Below are 17,163 nucleotides of genomic sequence, written 5' to 3'. Positions count from 1 at the left end.
ATGCTACCGGTGAGTAATCAACGGAGGAAGGGATCCACGGCCACCGCCACGAAGAGCAGCGACACATAGGTGATGGACCAGTGGAACAGGCGCATCTCCTTGAGCTTCGCGCCCGTGATCCCGGCCTTGGCCCGCGCCTGCAGCGCGTGCGCCTCCCACAGCCACCAGCCGCCGGCCACCAGCGCGACCGACGTGTAGAACCAGCCGGTGTAGCCGAGCGGGGTCAGCAGCAGCGAGACGGCGACCATCACCCAGCTGTAGAGGACGATCTGCCGGGCCACGACCGTGTTGCCGGCCACGACCGGGAGCATCGGCACGCCGACCCGGGCGTAGTCGTCCTTCACCTTCATGGACAGCGGCCAGTAGTGCGGCGGCGTCCAGAAGAAGATGACGAGGAAGAGGATGACCGCGGCCCAGGAGACCTCGTTCTTGACCGAGGACCAGCCGATGAGCACCGGCATGCAGCCCGCGATGCCGCCCCAGACGATGTTCTGGGCGGTACGCCGCTTCAGCAGCATCGTGTAGACGACGACGTAGAAGAGCAGCGCGCCGAGGGCGAGCGCGGCGGACAGCCAGTTGACGAGCAGTCCGAACCACAGCGTCGAGATCACGCCGAGCGTGATGCCGAAGACCAGCGATTCGCGCGGACTGACCATGCCGGTCACCAGCGGACGCTGGGCCGTGCGGTCCATCAGCGCGTCGATGTCGCGGTCGATGTACATGTTCAGCGCGTTGGCGCCGCCCGCGGACAGGTAACCGCCGAAGCAGGTCGCGAAGACCAGCCAGAGCGACGGCACGCCCTGTTCGGCGAGGAACATCACCGGCACTGTGGTGATCAGCAGAAGTTCGATGATCCGCGGCTTGGTCAAAGCCACGAAAGCCATGACCCGGGCCCCGAACGGCCGGTGATCGGGGCTCGTCCCGAGTACCCCCGCTGGACGGGATTCGACGGCCGTCACGCACACCCCTGACAGAGACTCCCAGCAAGCTCCCGCAAGGCCCGTCCATCATGTGAACGTCCCGTGAGGCTTGCGCGTACCACGCCACTCTAGACGTTGCCCATACGTGGCCCCGCGCGGGGGTGGCGTCGTGTTGGGCCGGGAGCCGTAACCCCGGCTCCGATATCCGGACGCGGCGGCGGCGAGCACTCGAATAGCTGCACGCCGCCGCGGGGGTAGGCTCGGAATCGCAGCCGGTGCACCGTCCGTCACCGGTTCTCAGACATTGGGAGAGGAGCCCTGACCCACGGTGAGCACCAAGCCGACCAGCACAGAGCTCGACTGGACCGAACTGGACCAGCGGGCCGTCGACACCGCCCGCATCCTGGCCGCTGACGCGGTCCAGAAGGTCGGAAACGGCCACCCCGGTACGGCGATGAGCCTGGCCCCCGCCGCGTACACCCTCTTCCAGAAGGTGATGCGGCACGACCCGGCGGACCATGAGTGGGTCGGCCGCGACCGCTTCGTGCTCTCCGCGGGGCACTCGTCCCTCACTCTTTACACCCAGCTCTACCTGGGCGGCTTCGGCCTGGAGCTGGACGACCTCAAGGCGTTCCGCACCTGGGGCTCCAAGACCCCCGGCCACCCGGAGTACGGCCACACGGCCGCCGTCGAGACCACCACCGGCCCGCTGGGCCAGGGCATCGCCAACGCGGTGGGCATGGCCATGGCCGCCCGCTACGAGCGCGGCCTGTTCGACCCGGAGGCCGCCGCGGGCACCTCCCCGTTCGACCACATGGTCTACGCGATCGCGGGCGACGGCTGCCTCCAGGAGGGCATCTCCCACGAGGCGTCCGCGCTGGCCGGCCACCAGAAGCTCGGCAACCTGGTGCTGCTGTGGGACGACAACCACATCTCCATCGAGGGCGACACCGAGACGGCCGTCTCCGAGGACACCCTCAAGCGGTACGAGGCGTACGGCTGGCACGTCCAGCGCGTCGCGCAGCAGGAGAACGGCGACCTCGACCCGAAGGCGCTGTTCGCCGCCCTCCAGGCCGCCAAGGCCGAGACCGAGCGCCCCTCCTTCATCGCGATGCGCTCGATCATCGCCTGGCCGGCCCCGCACGCCCAGGGCACCGAGGCCTCGCACGGCTCGGCGCTCGGCGACGACGAGGTCGCGGCCACCAAGCGGGTCCTCGGCTTCGACCCGGAGCAGACCTTCGAGGTCTCCGACGAGGTCATCGCCCACGCCCGCAAGGCTCTCGACCGCGGCCGCGAGGCCAAGGCCGCCTGGGAGAAGGACTTCTCCGCCTGGCGCACCGCCAACCCGGAGCGCGCCGCGCAGTTCGACCGCATCCAGGCCAACGAGCTGCCCGAGGGCTGGGAGGGCGAGCTCCCCGTCTTCGAGCCCGGCAAGGGCGTCGCCACCCGCGCCGCCTCCGGCAAGGTGCTCGGCGCCCTCGGCGCGGTCATCCCGGAGCTGTGGGGCGGCTCGGCCGACCTGGCCGGCTCCAACAACACCACGATCGACAAGAACTCCTCGTTCCTGCCGGTGGGCAACCCGCTGCCGGAGGCCGACCCGTACGGCCGGACCATCCACTTCGGCATCCGCGAGCACGCCATGGCCGCGGCCATGAACGGCATCGCGCTGCACGGCCACACCCGCATCTACGGCGGCACCTTCCTGGTGTTCTCCGACTACATGCGCAACGCCGTCCGCCTGTCCGCGCTGATGCACCTGCCGGTGACGTACGTGTGGACGCACGACTCCATCGGCCTCGGCGAGGACGGCCCGACCCACCAGCCGGTCGAGCACCTCGCCGCGCTGCGCGCCATCCCGGGCCTGAACGTGGTCCGTCCGGCGGACGCGAACGAGACCGCCCTCGTCTGGCGCGAGATCCTCAAGCGCCACACCAAGGTGTTCGGCAAGGGCGCCCCGCACGGCCTGGCGCTCACCCGCCAGGGCGTTCCGACGTACGCCCCGAACGAGGACACGGCCAAGGGCGGCTACGTGCTGTTCGAGGCCGAGGGCCCCGACGGGAAGACCGCCGCCGCCGAGGTCGTCCTCATCGGCACCGGCTCCGAGGTCCAGCTCGCCGTCGCCGCCCGCGAGGCCCTCCAGGCCGACGGCGTGCCGACCCGCGTGGTCTCGATGCCGTGCGTCGAGTGGTTCGAGGAGCAGGACCAGGCGTACAAGGACAGCGTCCTGCCGCCGTCGGTCAAGGCCCGCGTGGCCGTCGAGGCCGGCATCGGCCTGACCTGGCACCGCTACGTGGGCGACGCGGGCCGGATCGTGTCGCTGGAGCACTTCGGAGCCTCGGCCGACGCGAAGGTGCTGTTCCGGGAGTTCGGCTTCACCGCCGAGGCCGTGACCGCCGCCGCCCGCGCATCGCTCGCAGCCGCCGCCGACGCGCGCTGACACCGGCACCAGAACTAGTAGGAGATGCAACTCTCATGACAGACGCACTCAAGCGCCTCTCCGACGAGGGCGTGGCGATCTGGCTGGACGACCTGTCCCGCAAGCGGATCACCTCCGGCAACCTCGCCGAGCTGATCGACCAGCAGCACGTGGTCGGTGTCACCACCAACCCGGCGATCTTCCAGAAGGCCATCAGCGGCGGCGAGGGCTACGGCCAGCAGCTCGCCGACCTCGCGGCCCGCAAGGTCACCGTGGACGAGGCCATCCGCATGATCACGACGGCGGACGTCCGTGACGCCGCCGACATCCTGCGCCCCGTCTACGACGCGACGCAGGGCCAGGACGGCCGGGTCTCCATCGAGGTCGACCCGCGCCTGGCGCACGACACCGCGGCGACCATCGCCGAGGCCAAGCAGCTCGCGTGGCTGGTGGACCGCCCGAACACGCTCATCAAGATCCCGGCGACCAAGGCCGGCCTGCCGGCGATCACCGAGGTCATCGGCAAGGGCATCAGCGTCAACGTCACGCTGATCTTCTCGCTGGAGCGCTACCGCGAGGTCATGGACGCCTACCTGGCGGGCCTGGAGAAGGCCAAGGCCGCCGGCCTGGACCTCTCCAAGATCCACTCGGTCGCGTCCTTCTTCGTGTCCCGCGTGGACTCCGAGATCGACAAGCGCCTCGACGGCGTCGGCACCGACGAGGCCAAGGCCCTCAAGGGCAAGGCGGCGCTCGCCAACGCCCGTCTGGCCTACGAGGCCTTCGAGGAGGTCTTCTCCTCCGACCGCTGGGCCGCGCTGGACAAGGCGCAGGGCAACAAGCAGCGTCCGCTGTGGGCCTCGACCGGCGTCAAGGACCCGTCGTACAAGGACACCCTGTACGTGGTGGACCTGGTCGCCCCCGGCACCGTGAACACCATGCCCGAGGGCACCCTGGAGGCCACCGCCGACCACGGCGAGGTCTCCGGCGACACCATCCGCGGCACCTACGCGCAGTCCCGCGCGGAGCTCGACGCGGTCGCGAAGCTGGGCATCTCGTACGACGATGTCGTTCAGCTGCTCGAAGACGAGGGCGTCGAGAAGTTCGAGCAGTCCTGGAACGACCTGCTGAAGTCGACCGAGGCGGAGCTCGCGCGCCTCGCCCCCACGGAGGCCTGAGCATTTTGTCTGTAAACGGAGCGAACCCGCTTCGTGACGCACAGGACCGGCGGCTCCCGCGCATCGCGGGGCCGTCCGGCCTGGTCATTTTCGGCGTTACGGGCGACCTCTCGCGCAAGAAGCTGATGCCGGCCGTCTACGACCTGGCCAACCGCGGGTTGCTGCCGCCGGGCTTCTCCCTCATCGGCTTCGCCCGCCGCGAGTGGGAACACGAGGACTTCGCGCAGGAGGTCTACGAGGCCGTCAAGGAGCACTCCCGTACGCCGTTCCGGGAAGAGGTCTGGCAGCAGCTCGTCCAGGGCTGCCGGTTCGTGCAGGGCGACTTCGACGACGACACGGCGTTCGAGACGCTGAAGGCGACGATCGAAGAGCTCGACAAGCAGCAGGGAACGGGCGGCAACTTCGCCTTCTACCTGTCCGTGCCGCCGAAGTTCTTCCCCCAGGTCGTCCAGCAGCTCAAGAAGCACGGGCTGGCCGAGAAGGAGGGCTCCTGGCGCCGCGCGGTCATCGAGAAGCCGTTCGGCCACGACCTGGCCAGTGCGCAGGAGCTCAACAAGATCGTCCACGAGGTCTTCCCCCGTGACGAGGTCTTCCGGATCGACCACTACCTCGGCAAGGAGACCGTCCAGAACATCCTGGCGCTCCGCTTCGCCAACACGATGTTCGAGCCGATCTGGAACCGGTCCTATGTGGACCACGTGCAGATCACCATGGCCGAGGACATCGGCATCGGCGGCCGGGCCGGGTACTACGACGGCATCGGCGCGGCCCGCGACGTCATCCAGAACCACCTCCTCCAGCTCCTCGCGCTGACGGCGATGGAGGAGCCCGGCTCCTTCCACCCCAAGGCGCTGGTGGCGGAGAAGCTCAAGGTCCTCACGGCCGTCGAGCTCCCCGAGGACCTGGGCAAGCACACCGTGCGCGGCCAGTACTCGGGCGCGTGGCAGGGCGGCGAGAAGGTCGTCGGCTACCTCGAAGAGGACGGCATCGACCCCAAGTCGAAGACCGACACGTACGCCGCGATCCGCCTGGAGATCAACAACCGCCGCTGGGCGGGGGTCCCGTTCTACCTGCGGACCGGCAAGCGGCTGGGCCGCCGCGTCACCGAGATCGCGGTGATCTTCAAGCGCGCCCCGTACCTGCCGTTCGAATCGGGCGCCACCGAGGAACTGGGGCAGAACGCCCTGGTCATCCGGGTGCAGCCGGACGAGGGCATCACGGTGCGCTTCGGCTCCAAGGTCCCGGGCACCTCCATGGAGGTCCGCGACGTGACGATGGACTTCGCGTACGGCGAGTCGTTCACGGAGTCCAGCCCGGAGGCCTACGAGCGGCTCATCCTCGACGTGCTCCTCGGCGACGCGAACCTCTTCCCGCGCCACCAGGAGGTCGAGCTGTCCTGGAACATCCTCGACCCGATCGAGCAGTACTGGGACAAGCACGGCAAGCCCGCGCAGTACCCGGCGGGCACCTGGGGACCGGTCGAGGCGGACGAGATGCTCGCACGAGACGGACGGAGCTGGCGCCGGCCATGAAGATCGACCTGACGGAGACCACGTCCAGCAAGATCAACAGCGCCCTGGTGCAGGCCCGCCGGGACATCGGGACGCCGGCGATCGGCATGGTGCTCACGCTGGTGATCGTCACCGACGAGGAGAACGCGTACGACGCGCTCAAGTCGGCGAACGACGCCTCCCACGAGCACCCCTCGCGGATCATCGTCGTGATCAAGCGCGTCAGCCGCTCGCCCCGCAGCCGGCGGGACGCGCGACTCGACGCGGAGGTGCGCGTCGGCACCGACTCGGGCACCGGCGAAACGGTCGTGCTGCGCCTGCACGGCGAACTGGTCGACCACGCCCAGTCCGTCGTCCTGCCGCTGCTGCTGCCGGACGCCCCCGTGGTCGTCTGGTGGCCGGAGGGCGCGCCCGCGGACCTCGCGGGCGACCCGCTGGGCGCCCTCGGCCAGCGCCGCATCGCGGACACCTACGCGGCCGAGGACCCCATCGGGGCCCTCTCCGCGCGGGCGGCCGCGTACGCGCCGGGCGACACGGACCTGTCCTGGACCCGGATCACCCCGTGGCGCTCGATGCTCGCCGCGGCCCTGGACCAGCAGCCCGTGCGGGTCACCTCGGCGGTCGTCGAGGGCGAGGACGAGAACCCCAGCTGCGAGCTGCTGGCCATGTGGCTGGCGGACCGCCTGGAGGTCCCGGTCCGCCGGACCCGGTCGCGGGGTCCGGGCCTGACCGCCGTACGCCTGGAGAGTTCGGACGGCGCCATCGTCCTGGACCGGGCGGACGGCTCGCTGGCCACGCTGTGCATGCCGGGGCAGCCGGACCGCGCGGTGGCGCTCAAGCGCCGCGACACGGCCGAGCTGCTCGCGGAGGAGCTGCGCCGGCTGGACCCGGACAACACGTACGAGTCCTCGGTGAAGTTCGGCGTGGAGCGGCTGGCGGCCCAGGCGAAGGCGGCGCCCGCTGCGGCGGAGCCGGCGGCCGCCGGGACCGCGGACGAGCAGGCGGCGGACGCGTCCGCCGCCGCGTCGTCCGAGTCCGCGCCCGCACGCAAGACGGCGAAGCCCGCCGCCAAGAAGGCGGTCGCCAAGTGAGCATGACGACTCCCCAGGTCGTCGTCCACCGCGACAAGGACCTGATGGCGCAGGCCGCCGCGGCCCGGCTGATCACGAAGATCGTGGACGCCCAGGCCGCGCGCGGCTCGGCGTCCGTCGTCCTCACGGGCGGCCGCAACGGCAACGGGCTGCTCGCGGCCCTCGCCGCGGCGCCCGCCCGGGACGCGGTCGACTGGTCGCGTCTGGACCTGTGGTGGGGGGACGAGCGGTACCTCGCCGCGGACGACCCCGAGCGCAACCACACCCAGGCCCGGGCGGCCCTGCTGGACGCGGTGCCGGTCGACCCGGCGCGGGTGCACGTCATGCCCGCCTCGGACGGCCCGTACGGCGCCGACGTGGACGCGGCCGCGGTCTCGTACGCCGACGAGCTCGCGGCGGCGGCCGGCCCGGAGGACCACGGCCCGGTGCCGCGGTTCGACGTGCTGATGCTGGGCGTGGGCCCGGACACGCACGTCGCCTCGCTCTTCCCGGGGCACCCGGCGGTGCGGGAGACCGGGCGGACGGTCGTCGGGGTGCACGGCGCCCCGAAGCCGCCGCCGACCCGCATCTCGCTGACCCTCCCGGCGATCCGGGCGGCCCGCGAGGTGTGGCTGCTCGCCGCGGGCCAGGACAAGGCGGGCGCGGTCGCCATCGCGCTCGGCGGCGCCGGCGAGCTCCAGGCACCGGCCTCGGGCGCGTACGGACGGACCCGGACGCTGTGGCTGCTCGACCGGGCTGCGGCCGCCCAACTCCCGCCGCAGCTCTACCCGCCGGCCTCCGCGTAGGCACGGAAGCGCGATGGGCCCCGCTCCCCTCGGAGAGCGGGGCCTTTCGCGTGCACCGGCCGGGCGGGGTGCATCATCCGGCCCCGGCGGCGTTTGGGGCGCGGGGTCCGGGGCGGAGCCCCGGAACGTCAGCGCCCGCGCAGCTCCCGGTACTTGGCCACCAGAGCAACGCTGGACGGGTCCAGCCCCGGCACCTCGGCCCCCTCGGTCAGCGCCGGCTCCACCCGCCTGGCGAGCACCTTGCCGAGCTCGACGCCCCACTGGTCGAAGGAGTCGATGTTCCACACCGCGCCCTGGACGAACACCTTGTGCTCGTACAGCGCGACCAGCTGACCCAGCACCGACGGGGTGAGCTCCGACGCCAGGATGGTCGTCGTGGGGTGGTTGCCGAGGAACGTCTTGTGCGGCACCAGCTCCTCCGCCACCCCCTCCGCCCGCACTTCGTCGGGCGTCTTGCCGAAGGCCAGCGCCTGCGTCTGCGCGAAGAAGTTCGCCATCAGCAGGTCGTGCTGGGCGGCGAGCGCCGGCTCCAGCTCCGCGACCGGCCGCGCGAAGCCGATGAAGTCCGCCGGGATCACCTTGGTGCCCTGGTGGATCAACTGGTAGTACGCGTGCTGCCCGTTGGTGCCCGGCGTGCCCCACACCACCGGGCCGGTCTGCCAGTCCACCGGATTGCCGTCGCGGTCCACGGACTTGCCGTTGGACTCCATGTCGAGCTGCTGGAGGTACGCGGTGAACTTCGAGAGGTAGTGGCTGTACGGCAGTACCGCGTGCGCCTGCGCGTCGAAGAACTCCCCGTACCAGATGCCCAGCAGGCCCATCAGCAGCGGCGCGTTGGCCTCCGGGGGCGCCGTACGGAAGTGCTCGTCGACCAGCCGGAAGCCGGCGAGCATCTCGCGGAAGCGGTCCGGGCCGATCGCGATCATCAGCGACAGGCCGATGGCCGAGTCGTAGGAGTAGCGGCCGCCGACCCAGTCCCAGAACTCGAACATGTTGGCCGTGTCGATGCCGAACTCCGAGACCTTCCCGGCGTTCGTGGACAGCGCCACGAAGTGCCTGGCGACCGCGGCCCGGTCTCCGCCGAGCCCGTCCAGCAGCCAGCCGCGCGCGGACGTCGCGTTGGTGATGGTCTCGATGGTGGTGAAGGTCTTGGAGGCGATGACGAACAGCGTCTCGGCCGGGTCCAGGTCCCGCAGCGCCTCGTGCAGGTCGGCGCCGTCCACGTTGGAGACGAAGCGGACCGTCAGGTCGCGGTCCGTGAAGGGCCGCAGCACCTCGTACGCCATCGCCGGACCGAGGTCGGAGCCGCCGATGCCGATGTTGACGACGGTGCGGATCCGGCGCCCGGTGTGGCCGGTCCACTCCCCCGACCGCACCCGGTCGGCGAAGGCCGCCATCTTGTCGAGGACCGCGTGCACCTCGGGGACGACGTTGGCCCCGTCCACGTCGATCTCGGCGTCCGCGGGCGCCCGCAGCGCCGTGTGCAGGACCGCCCGGTCCTCGGTGGTGTTGATCTTCTCGCCGCGGAACATCGCCTCGCGGAGGGCGGCCACCCCGGTCGCCTCCGCCAGGTCCCGCAGCAGCCCCAGCGTCTCGTCGGTCACCAGGTGCTTCGAGTAGTCGATGTGCAGGTCGCCGACCTGCAGCGTGTACGAGGAGCCGCGGCCCGGGTCGCCCGCGAACAGCTCCCGCAGGTGCGTGCCGCCCAGTTGCTCGCGGTGCTTGCCCAGAGCCGCCCACTCGGGGGTCCGGTTGAGCCTGGTACGGCCACCGCCTGCGTTCATCTCGGCCATAGCAAATCATCCCGTCCTGTTGTGCCCCGCCGTGCTCCAACCTAAAGGATCAGGGGCGTGGCTTCGCACACGACAAACACAAGGGCCCGGCCTGCGGAAGTCTTCACTTCCGCGGGACGGGCCCGTGGTCACTCACATGCGTCAGATCTCGCCGCGGAGCTTGGCGAGCGCCTCGGCGAGGATCGCCTCGCCGTCGGCGTCGGTGCGCCGCTCCCGCACGTAGGCGAGGTGCGTCTTGTAGGGCTCGGTACGCGGCGGAGCGGGCGGATGCTCCCGGTCCTGACCGGCCGGGAACCCGCAGCGCGGGCAGTCCCAGGTGTCCGGCACCTGTGCGTCACTGGCGAAGCTCGGCTGCGTCTCGTGCCCGTTCGAGCACCAGAAGGAGATGCGCAGGCGCGGCGCGGACTCGCCGCGCTCCGCCTCGCCCATCGGCCCCGCTCCGACCCGACTTCCACGGATCGCGTTGCCACTTGCCACGGTCGTAACTCCCTGCGTGGTAGCCCGGACAAGCCCTGTCCGCTGCGCGAAGGCAGGTGGAGATTCTAGCAGTTGGCCACGTCGCCGGGCGGCGCCGTGGCCAAGGTCGGATCCCGCCCGGCTCGCGCCGGCGGGACCCTTCGGGGATCGGTCAGCTGTCCAGCTTCATGATCAGGCCGAGCGCGACGATGCACGCGAACCACAGCAGACCGATCACCACGGTGATGCGGTCGAGGTTGCGCTCAGCGACGGAGGAGCCGCCGACGGACGACTGCATGCCGCCGCCGAACATGTCGGAGAGGCCGCCGCCCTTGCCCTTGTGCATCAGCACCAGCAGCATCAGCAGCAGGCTGAAGACGATCAGGGCGATCGAGAACCCCATAATCACGGCTGGATCCTACTTTCCTGGGCTTTCCGGGATTTCCGGGACTTTCCTGGAATGGAAGCGGGGGCCGGGCGACTGTCTCAGCCACCGGCCCCCGCAAGGGTACGACGGATCCGTCCTACCGCCTACTCACAGCAACTCTCACTGGTCGCGGAAGCGGACGATCTTGACGAACTCATCCGTGTCCAGGGCCGCGCCGCCGATGAGGGCGCCGTCGACATCGGGCTGCGCCATGATCGCGGCGATGTTGCCCGACTTCACGGAGCCGCCGTACTGGATGCGGACCTTGTCGGCCAGCTCCTGGGAGTACAGCTCGGCCAGCCGGCCGCGGATCGCCCCGCAGACCTCCTGGGCGTCCTCGGGGGTGGCGACCTCGCCGGTGCCGATGGCCCACACCGGCTCGTAGGCGATCACGACGGTCTCGGCCTGCTCGGCCGGGAGGTCCTTGAGTCCGCCGTCGACCTGGGCGAGCGTGTGCGCGACCTGGTTGCCGGCCTTGCGGACGTCGAGGCCCTCGCCGACGCACAGGATCGGGGTGATCCCGTGCTTGAAGGCGGCCTTGACCTTGGCGTTGCAGAGGGCGTCGTCCTCGCCGTGGTACTGGCGGCGCTCGCTGTGGCCGACGGCCACGTACGAGCACTTCAGCTTGGCGAGCATCGGGCCGGAGATCTCGCCGGTGTACGCGCCGGAGTCCTGCGCCGAGATGTCCTGGGCGCCGTACTTGATCTTCAGCTTGTCGCCGTCGACCAGCGTCTGGACCGAGCGCAGGTCGGTGAAGGGCGGCAGCACCGCGACCTCGACCGCGTCGAAGTCCTTGTCGGCGAGGGCGAAGGCGAGCTTCTGCACGTGGGCGATGGCCTCGAGGTGGTTGAGGTTCATCTTCCAGTTGCCCGCCATCAGCGGGGTGCGGGTGGTCTGGTTCGTCATGGGGGTGTCAGTTCTCCAGTGCCGCGATGCCGGGGAGCGTCTTGCCCTCGAGGTATTCGAGGCTGGCGCCGCCGCCGGTCGAGATGTGTCCGAAAGCGTTCTCGTCGAAGCCGAGCGTACGCACGGCCGCGGCGGAGTCGCCGCCGCCCACCACGGTGAAGGCGCTGCTGTCCAGGAGCGCCTGCGCGACGGCCGAGGTGCCGCCCGCGTAGTCGGGGTGCTCGAAGACGCCCACGGGACCGTTCCAGAACACGGTCGCCGCGTCGGCGATCTTCGACGCGTACAGCTCGCGCGTCTTCGGGCCGATGTCCAGGCCCTCCTTGTCGGCGGGGATGGCGTCCGCGTCGACGGTCTCGAAGACGGCCGGGGTCTTGCCCTTGAGGTCGGGGAATTCCGTGGAGACCAGCACGTCGACGGGGAGCACCAGCTCGACGCCGGTGTCCTTGGCGCGCTCCATGTACTCGGTGACGACCGGGATCTGGTCCTCCTGCAGGAGGGAGATGCCGACCTCGTGGCCCTGCGCCTTGAGGAAGGTGTACGCCATGCCGCCGCCGATGAGGATGCGGTCGGCCTTGCCGAGCAGCTCGTCGATGACGGCGAGCTTGTCGGAGACCTTGGCGCCGCCGAGCACGACCACGTACGGGCGCTTGACGTCGGCGGTGAGCTTCTGGAGGACGCCGACCTCGGTGGCGATGAGGTGGCCGGCCGCGTGCGGGAGGCGCGCGGGCAGGTCGAACACCGAGGCGTGCTTGCGGTGGACGGCGCCGAAGCCGTCACCGACGTACACGTCGGCGAGCTCGGCGAGCCGGTCCGCGAAGGCGCCGCGCTCGGCGTCGTCCTTCGAGGTCTCGCCGGGGTTGAAGCGCAGGTTCTCGATGACGGCGACCTGGCCGTCGGCGAGCGCCGCGACGGTCTCCTTGGCGGAGGCGCCGACGGTGTCGGTGGCGAACGCGACGTCCTGGCCGAGCAGTTCGCCCAGGCGCTGGGCGGCCGGGGCGAGCGAGAAGACCGGGTCCGGCTCGCCCTTGGGGCGGCCGAGGTGCGAGGCGACGACCACGCGGGCGCCGGCCTGGGCGAGCTTCGCGATGGTCGGCTGGACGGCGCGGATGCGGCCGTCGTCGGTGATCTTGCCGTTCGCGAGCGGGACGTTGAGGTCCGCGCGGACGAACACGCGCTTGCCCGCGACGCCTTCGGCGAGAAGTTCGTCGATCGTCTTCATTGCTGGTGTGACTCCTTTGAGCGCTTCGCCCGGGTCGGGCGAAAAGGGGACAGGGCAAGCGACAGGGCCCGAGCGGCGCTTCGTTGCGCTGTTCGGACCCTGTGCTCACATCGTGGTGCCTGCCCTGAGACCTAGAGCTGGCCGCCGACGAATTCGGTGAGGTCGACGAGACGGTTGGAGTAGCCCCACTCGTTGTCGTACCAGCCGATGACCTTGACGCTCTTGCCCTGGACCATGGTCAGGGAGGAGTCGAAGGTGCAGGAGGCGGGCCAGTTCACGATGTCGGAGGAGACGATCGCGTCCTCGGTGTAGTCGAGGATGCCCTTCAGCTGGCCCTCGGCGGCCTTCTGGAACGCGGCGTTGACCTCGTCCTTGGTCGCCTCCCGCTCCAGCTCGATGACCAGGTCGGTCACGGAGCCGGTGGGGACGGGGACGCGCATCGCGATGCCGTCGAGCTTGCCCGCGAGCTCGGGGATGACCAGCGCGGTGGCCTTGGCGGCGCCCGTGGTGGTCGGGATGATGTTCTCGGCGGCGGCACGCGCGCGGCGCAGGTCCGAGTGCGGGAAGTCCAGGATGCGCTGGTCGTTCGTGTACGCGTGGACCGTGGTCATCATGCCCTTGACGATGCCGAAGTTCTCCAGGAGAACCTTGGCCATCGGCGCCACGCAGTTGGTGGTGCAGGAGGCGTTGGAGATGACGTGGTGGTTGGCCGCGTCGTACTTGTCCTGGTTGACGCCCATCACGATCGTGATGTCCTCGTCCTTGGCCGGAGCCGAGATGAGGACCTTCTTCGCGCCGGCCGCGATGTGCTTGGCGGCGTCGGCCTTCTTCGTGAAGATGCCGGTCGACTCGATGACGATGTCGGCGCCCAGCTCGCCCCACGGCAGGTTCGCGGGGTCGCGCTCCGCGAAGGTCTTGAAGGTGTTGCCACCGACCGTGATGGTGTCCTCGGTGTGGCTGACCTCGGCCTTGAGGCGGCCCAGGATGGTGTCGTACTTGAGCAGGTGCACGAGCGTCGCGTTGTCGGTCAGGTCATTGACACCGACAATCTCGATGTCCGCCCCCTGCTCCAGGAGCGCCCGGAAGTAGTTGCGGCCAATACGGCCAAAACCATTGATGCCTACGCGGATCGTCACGAACCGATCTCCTCGTTGGTGCGCCGGCCTGTCCGCCGGCGAGCTGTATGGGATGTCCCCGACCGCTTCCGACCCTACCTCTCCGTGAGCCTTTGAGTGACATCGAATGGCCCCGGACACTCCCCGGGCCCCCGGCCGGGACCGGCCCCGGCCACCCGTACCAGGCCTTCGGTACGGGCGGCCGGACTTCGGCCCCGGTCACGCAGAGTCAGCGGCGGAGGGAGTGCAGTGCCTTACCGATGAGTACCGAGCGGTCCGCGGGGGCGGTGAGGTGCTCCAGCCCGAATCCGAGGAGGACCGTGTCACGCGTTGTGACCGATGCGAACGACCGGAACAGCTCGCCCGTACGGGACCAGTCGCCCGGAACCTCGGGGCTTCCGGCCGGCGAGCCCTGGGCGGTCCAGCCGCCCAGCGAGGTCTCGAAGCCCTCGACGTCCCGCTCCGCGCCCGCGACGACGAGCTTGGCGTCGTCCGCGAACACCCCGCGGCCGCCCGAGCTCGGGTCGGTGATGTAGGAGAGGGACACCTCGACCTTCTTGCCCGCGTAGGCGCTCAGGTCGAAGCCGGTCTGCTGCCAGCCGTTTGAGGAGCCGGTGAAGCTGTTCCAGGCGCCGCTGGTGCCGGTGGCGGTGCAGCCGCCACCGGCGACGGTGAGGTAGTGGCGCAGGAACGGCTGGCCGTTGACGAAGAACCCGCCCCCGCACTCCTCCGGCACGGTGGCGGAGGTGAGGCCGGAGGCCTCGGGCAGGGTCGTCCAGTCCTCGGCGCCCGCGGTGTGGGCCTCCAGGACGGCGTGGTCGTAGCCCGGCTCGACGTTCCAGTTGAGCGCGACCTTCAGCTGCGGCCTGTCGGCGGCCGAGACCCCGGTCAGGTCGACCGTCCGCACCAGCCGCTTCCAGTCGCTGTCCTCGTGCGTGGCCGAGGCCATGTACGAACCGGCGTACGGGGCGTACGGGTTGACGACGCCCTTGTACGTGCCGCCCTGCGCGCTCTTGAACTGCGGGAACTGCGCCGGGGCCAGGGCCTCGGAGGTGACGGTGTACGCGCCGGGGGCGTTCAGCGGGTTCCCGGCGACGTCGCCGAGGGGACCGCCCGCGCCGGCCAGCGCCCTGGCGCCGGTGAAGCCGGTGGCGCCGCGGGCGTTGGCGCGGCCGTAGGCGCCGAGCCAGTACTGGCTGAAGTCGTCGGTCAGCGCGCGGCCGACCTGGGCGCGGCCGCCGGCGAGTTCGCCGGCCTCGATCAGCTTGCCGCCCTCGTTGAGGTAGTCGCGCAGGGCGAGCTGGGTGGCGCCGCCGGGCGCCTGGGCGCCGGTGTAGTGGACGGCGGTGCGGAAGTGGGACAGCACGCCGAGGGCGTGCGGCGCGCCCTGGGTGGCGACGTCCCAGACCACGGCGGAGCGGCCGTTGGCCCGCAGGGCGTCCACGTACGCCTTGGCGTGCTGCGCCGGGGCGCCCTCCTCGGCGATCACGAGGACGTCCGCGCGCGGGCGGGTGGCGACGGTGTACGAGAAGTAGTTGCTGGCGACGGTCCGGCCGGAGGCGTTGCGGCCGGTGAACCAGACCTCGACGGTGTCGCCGCGGCCGGCGCCTTCGACCTTGGCGCGGTACTCGTCGAAGCGCAGGTTGTCCTCGCCGCCGTAGATCTCGCCGCCCTTCCAGGGCTTGAGGTCCGCGCGGTGGGTGCGCCCGCCGTTGATGCGGTAGTTGAGCTTCTTGTCGCGCAGCGCCTTGCGGGCGGTGACGGACACCGGCTGGGCGCCGCCGCGGGCGTAGGAGGTGGCGAACCGGTTCGGCGTGAAGTCGGCGGCGGTCATGCCCACCGAGGAGGTCGCCCGGTCCGGGTGCGAGGCGGTCTCGGCGACCGACAGCGCGAACGGCACGTTCTTGGCGTACTCGGCCTGGATGAGCTTCTCGTCGTCCGGGAAGTTGAAGCCGGAGGCGCAGTCCTCGGGCTTCCACGCGTCGTTCGGGTCGCTCTCGGAGGCCGTCTGGCAGGTCGTCATCTCCGGCGTGAACATCATGACGCCGTTGACGTTGGCCGCGTGGCCGTCGGCGTCGCCGTTCGTCGTGTACAGCTCGGAGGAGACCTGCGGGTAGTAGCCGGGGACGGCCGGCTTCTCCGGGGTGCCGGCGAGCGCCTTGTAGATCACGTCGTCGGGGGTGGGGGTGGCGACCTGCCAGCCCACGCCGTAGAGGATCAGCTCGGCGGCCGAGTGGTAGTTGATGCCGTACTCGAAGCCTATGCGGCGCTCGAACCGGTCGAGGGCCTTGGTCTCGGGCTCCGAGTTGGGGCCGGTGCCGCGGTAGGTCTCGTTGTACCGGCTGGGCGAGGAACCCTCGTCGTCGTACGCCCACTTGTAGGCGAAGTTCCGGTTGAGGTCGACGCCGTCGCCCGTGCCGTGCTCGCCGTCGCCGTTGTTGTCGCGCATGTTCTTGCGCCACAGCCGGTCGCCGTCGGGGGCGTGCGTGTAGTCGTAGCCGTCCGGGTTGGCGGAGAGCAGGAACCACATCTCGGTGGTGTTCACCAGCCGGGTGATCCGCTTGTCCTTGCCGTAGCCGTCCAGGACGTGGTGCATCAGCCGCCGGGTCATCTCCGGGGTGATCCACTCGCGGGCGTGCTGGTTGGACATGTAGAGCACGGAGGGCCGGGAGCCGTCCTTGGTCTGCCGGGCGCCGCGGGTGACCTTGAGCGCGAGGATGTCCTGGCCGCGGACGGTCTTGCCGATGGAGACGACCTTGGCCAGGCCCGGGTTGGCCTGGGCGGTGCGGACGATCTCCTCCTTGAGACCGCCGGGGCCGCTGTACGGGCGGAAGACCCCGTCCCCCGCGGCCCGGGCGCGGGCCGCGGCCTTCGCCGGGAGCCGGCGCTCTGCGAGCTTCACGCCCTGCGCGCCGAGCGCCTCGGCCTGGGCCCCGGTGAGGAACAGCTCGACCCGGGCGGTGCCCTTGGCCGGAGCCCGCTCGCTCAGCTCGTGGCCGTCCTGGCCCGCCGCGAGGACGAGCGGGACCTGCTCGCGGGTGATGTCGGCGTCGTAGACCCGTACCTCGTCGGCTGCCGGTGCGGTGCTGTCGCCGCCGGACTGCGCCTGGGCCACCGGGACGGCGGCCATCGAACCGAGGACGAGTGCGCTGGCGGCGAGGATCGATCTCGCACGGTGCCTCATGGGCCCCCCTGGGCGTCGTGTGCCACGAAAGTGGATGGACGTAAGGCTCACGACCCCACATGACCATGTCAATACAACGTGCCGAAACGCGGCCGGAACACGCCGAAAGGGACCTGCACGCGGGTGCGCAGGTCCCTTTCACGGTCGTCACGGGCGGAGGGGGCT

At 70.6% G+C, this 17,163-nt stretch carries 13 protein-coding genes; 5 read left to right on the top strand and 8 right to left on the bottom strand.

What is annotated here, in order from left to right:
* Positions 1 to 17 precede the first annotated feature (17 nt).
* Positions 18 to 959 carry a heme o synthase gene (locus OG764_RS26635; protein WP_328970957.1) on the bottom strand — a complete coding sequence of 314 codons (942 nt, stop codon included), beginning with the start codon at positions 957 to 959 and terminating at the stop codon, positions 18 to 20.
* Positions 960 to 1,248: 289 nt separating this feature from the next.
* On the opposite strand from OG764_RS26635, the gene tkt reads away from it, so the two are divergent.
* Genes tkt through pgl form a run of 5 tightly spaced genes read left to right on the top strand, consistent with a single transcriptional unit; the run spans position 1,249 to position 7,898 of the window.
* Entirely contained in the window at positions 1,249 to 3,357 is a 2,109-nt protein-coding gene (gene tkt / locus OG764_RS26630) for a transketolase (protein ID WP_328970956.1), read from the top strand.
* Positions 3,358 to 3,392: 35 nt separating this feature from the next.
* Positions 3,393 to 4,511 (top strand): transaldolase, encoded by a 1,119-nt coding sequence (gene tal / locus OG764_RS26625; protein WP_328970955.1) that lies wholly within the window; start codon positions 3,393 to 3,395, stop codon positions 4,509 to 4,511.
* 2 nt (positions 4,512 to 4,513) lie between these two features.
* The gene (gene zwf, locus OG764_RS26620) at positions 4,514 to 6,043 is read left to right on the top strand and encodes a glucose-6-phosphate dehydrogenase (protein ID WP_328973181.1); all 1,530 of its coding nucleotides are present in this window, start codon (positions 4,514 to 4,516) and stop codon (positions 6,041 to 6,043) included.
* Positions 6,040 to 7,113: a glucose-6-phosphate dehydrogenase assembly protein OpcA gene (gene opcA / locus OG764_RS26615; RefSeq protein ID WP_328970954.1), complete on the top strand. Its 1,074-nt coding sequence runs from the start codon at positions 6,040 to 6,042 to the stop codon at positions 7,111 to 7,113. The genes zwf and opcA overlap by 4 nt, the downstream gene beginning before the upstream one ends.
* Before the next feature lie 2 nt (positions 7,114 to 7,115).
* On the top strand, positions 7,116 to 7,898 hold the full coding sequence (gene pgl, locus OG764_RS26610) for a 6-phosphogluconolactonase (RefSeq protein ID WP_328973180.1): 783 nt from the start codon (positions 7,116 to 7,118) through the stop codon (positions 7,896 to 7,898).
* Positions 7,899 to 8,026: 128 nt separating this feature from the next.
* Here the strand turns inward: pgl and pgi are convergent, their stop codons facing one another.
* The 7 genes from pgi to OG764_RS26575 form a co-directional block, all read right to left on the bottom strand.
* Positions 8,027 to 9,682 carry a glucose-6-phosphate isomerase gene (gene pgi / locus OG764_RS26605; RefSeq protein ID WP_328973179.1) on the bottom strand — a complete coding sequence of 552 codons (1,656 nt, stop codon included), beginning with the start codon at positions 9,680 to 9,682 and terminating at the stop codon, positions 8,027 to 8,029.
* Between the two features lie 150 nt (positions 9,683 to 9,832).
* Positions 9,833 to 10,168, bottom strand: coding sequence for an RNA polymerase-binding protein RbpA (locus OG764_RS26600; RefSeq protein ID WP_328970953.1), 336 nt, complete (start codon positions 10,166 to 10,168; stop codon positions 9,833 to 9,835).
* Positions 10,169 to 10,319: 151 nt separating this feature from the next.
* A complete protein-coding gene (gene secG, locus OG764_RS26595; protein WP_328973178.1) occupies positions 10,320 to 10,550 on the bottom strand; it encodes a preprotein translocase subunit SecG in 231 nt (76 codons plus the stop codon).
* Positions 10,551 to 10,694: 144 nt separating this feature from the next.
* Positions 10,695 to 11,480, bottom strand: coding sequence for a triose-phosphate isomerase (gene tpiA / locus OG764_RS26590; protein ID WP_328970952.1), 786 nt, complete (start codon positions 11,478 to 11,480; stop codon positions 10,695 to 10,697).
* 7 nt (positions 11,481 to 11,487) lie between these two features.
* Entirely contained in the window at positions 11,488 to 12,699 is a 1,212-nt protein-coding gene (locus OG764_RS26585; protein ID WP_328970951.1) for a phosphoglycerate kinase, read from the bottom strand.
* A gap of 131 nt (positions 12,700 to 12,830) precedes the next feature.
* Positions 12,831 to 13,835: a type I glyceraldehyde-3-phosphate dehydrogenase gene (gap, locus tag OG764_RS26580; RefSeq protein ID WP_328970950.1), complete on the bottom strand. Its 1,005-nt coding sequence runs from the start codon at positions 13,833 to 13,835 to the stop codon at positions 12,831 to 12,833.
* 208 nt (positions 13,836 to 14,043) lie between these two features.
* Positions 14,044 to 16,998, bottom strand: coding sequence for a M14 family metallopeptidase (locus tag OG764_RS26575; protein WP_328970949.1), 2,955 nt, complete (start codon positions 16,996 to 16,998; stop codon positions 14,044 to 14,046).
* Between the last annotated feature and the right edge of the window lie 165 nt (positions 16,999 to 17,163).

Origin of the sequence: Streptomyces sp. NBC_00239 (assembly GCF_036194065.1) — a bacterium.
GTDB lineage: Bacteria > Actinomycetota > Actinomycetes > Streptomycetales > Streptomycetaceae > Streptomyces.
The sequence above is the reverse complement of the archived record's forward strand: the minus strand, read 5'-3'. Positions and strand labels throughout refer to the sequence as shown.

Coding starts and splice junctions, on each gene's coding strand:
- tpiA (WP_328970952.1), bottom strand. CDS start 11,480: ATGACGAACCAGACCACCCGCACCCCGCTGATGGCGGGCAACTGGAAG.
- opcA (WP_328970954.1), top strand. CDS start 6,040: ATGAAGATCGACCTGACGGAGACCACGTCCAGCAAGATCAACAGCGCC.
- OG764_RS26585 (WP_328970951.1), bottom strand. CDS start 12,699: ATGAAGACGATCGACGAACTTCTCGCCGAAGGCGTCGCGGGCAAGCGC.
- tal (WP_328970955.1), top strand. CDS start 3,393: ATGACAGACGCACTCAAGCGCCTCTCCGACGAGGGCGTGGCGATCTGG.
- pgi (WP_328973179.1), bottom strand. CDS start 9,682: ATGAACGCAGGCGGTGGCCGTACCAGGCTCAACCGGACCCCCGAGTGG.
- pgl (WP_328973180.1), top strand. CDS start 7,116: ATGACGACTCCCCAGGTCGTCGTCCACCGCGACAAGGACCTGATGGCG.
- OG764_RS26575 (WP_328970949.1), bottom strand. CDS start 16,998: ATGAGGCACCGTGCGAGATCGATCCTCGCCGCCAGCGCACTCGTCCTC.
- secG (WP_328973178.1), bottom strand. CDS start 10,550: ATGGGGTTCTCGATCGCCCTGATCGTCTTCAGCCTGCTGCTGATGCTG.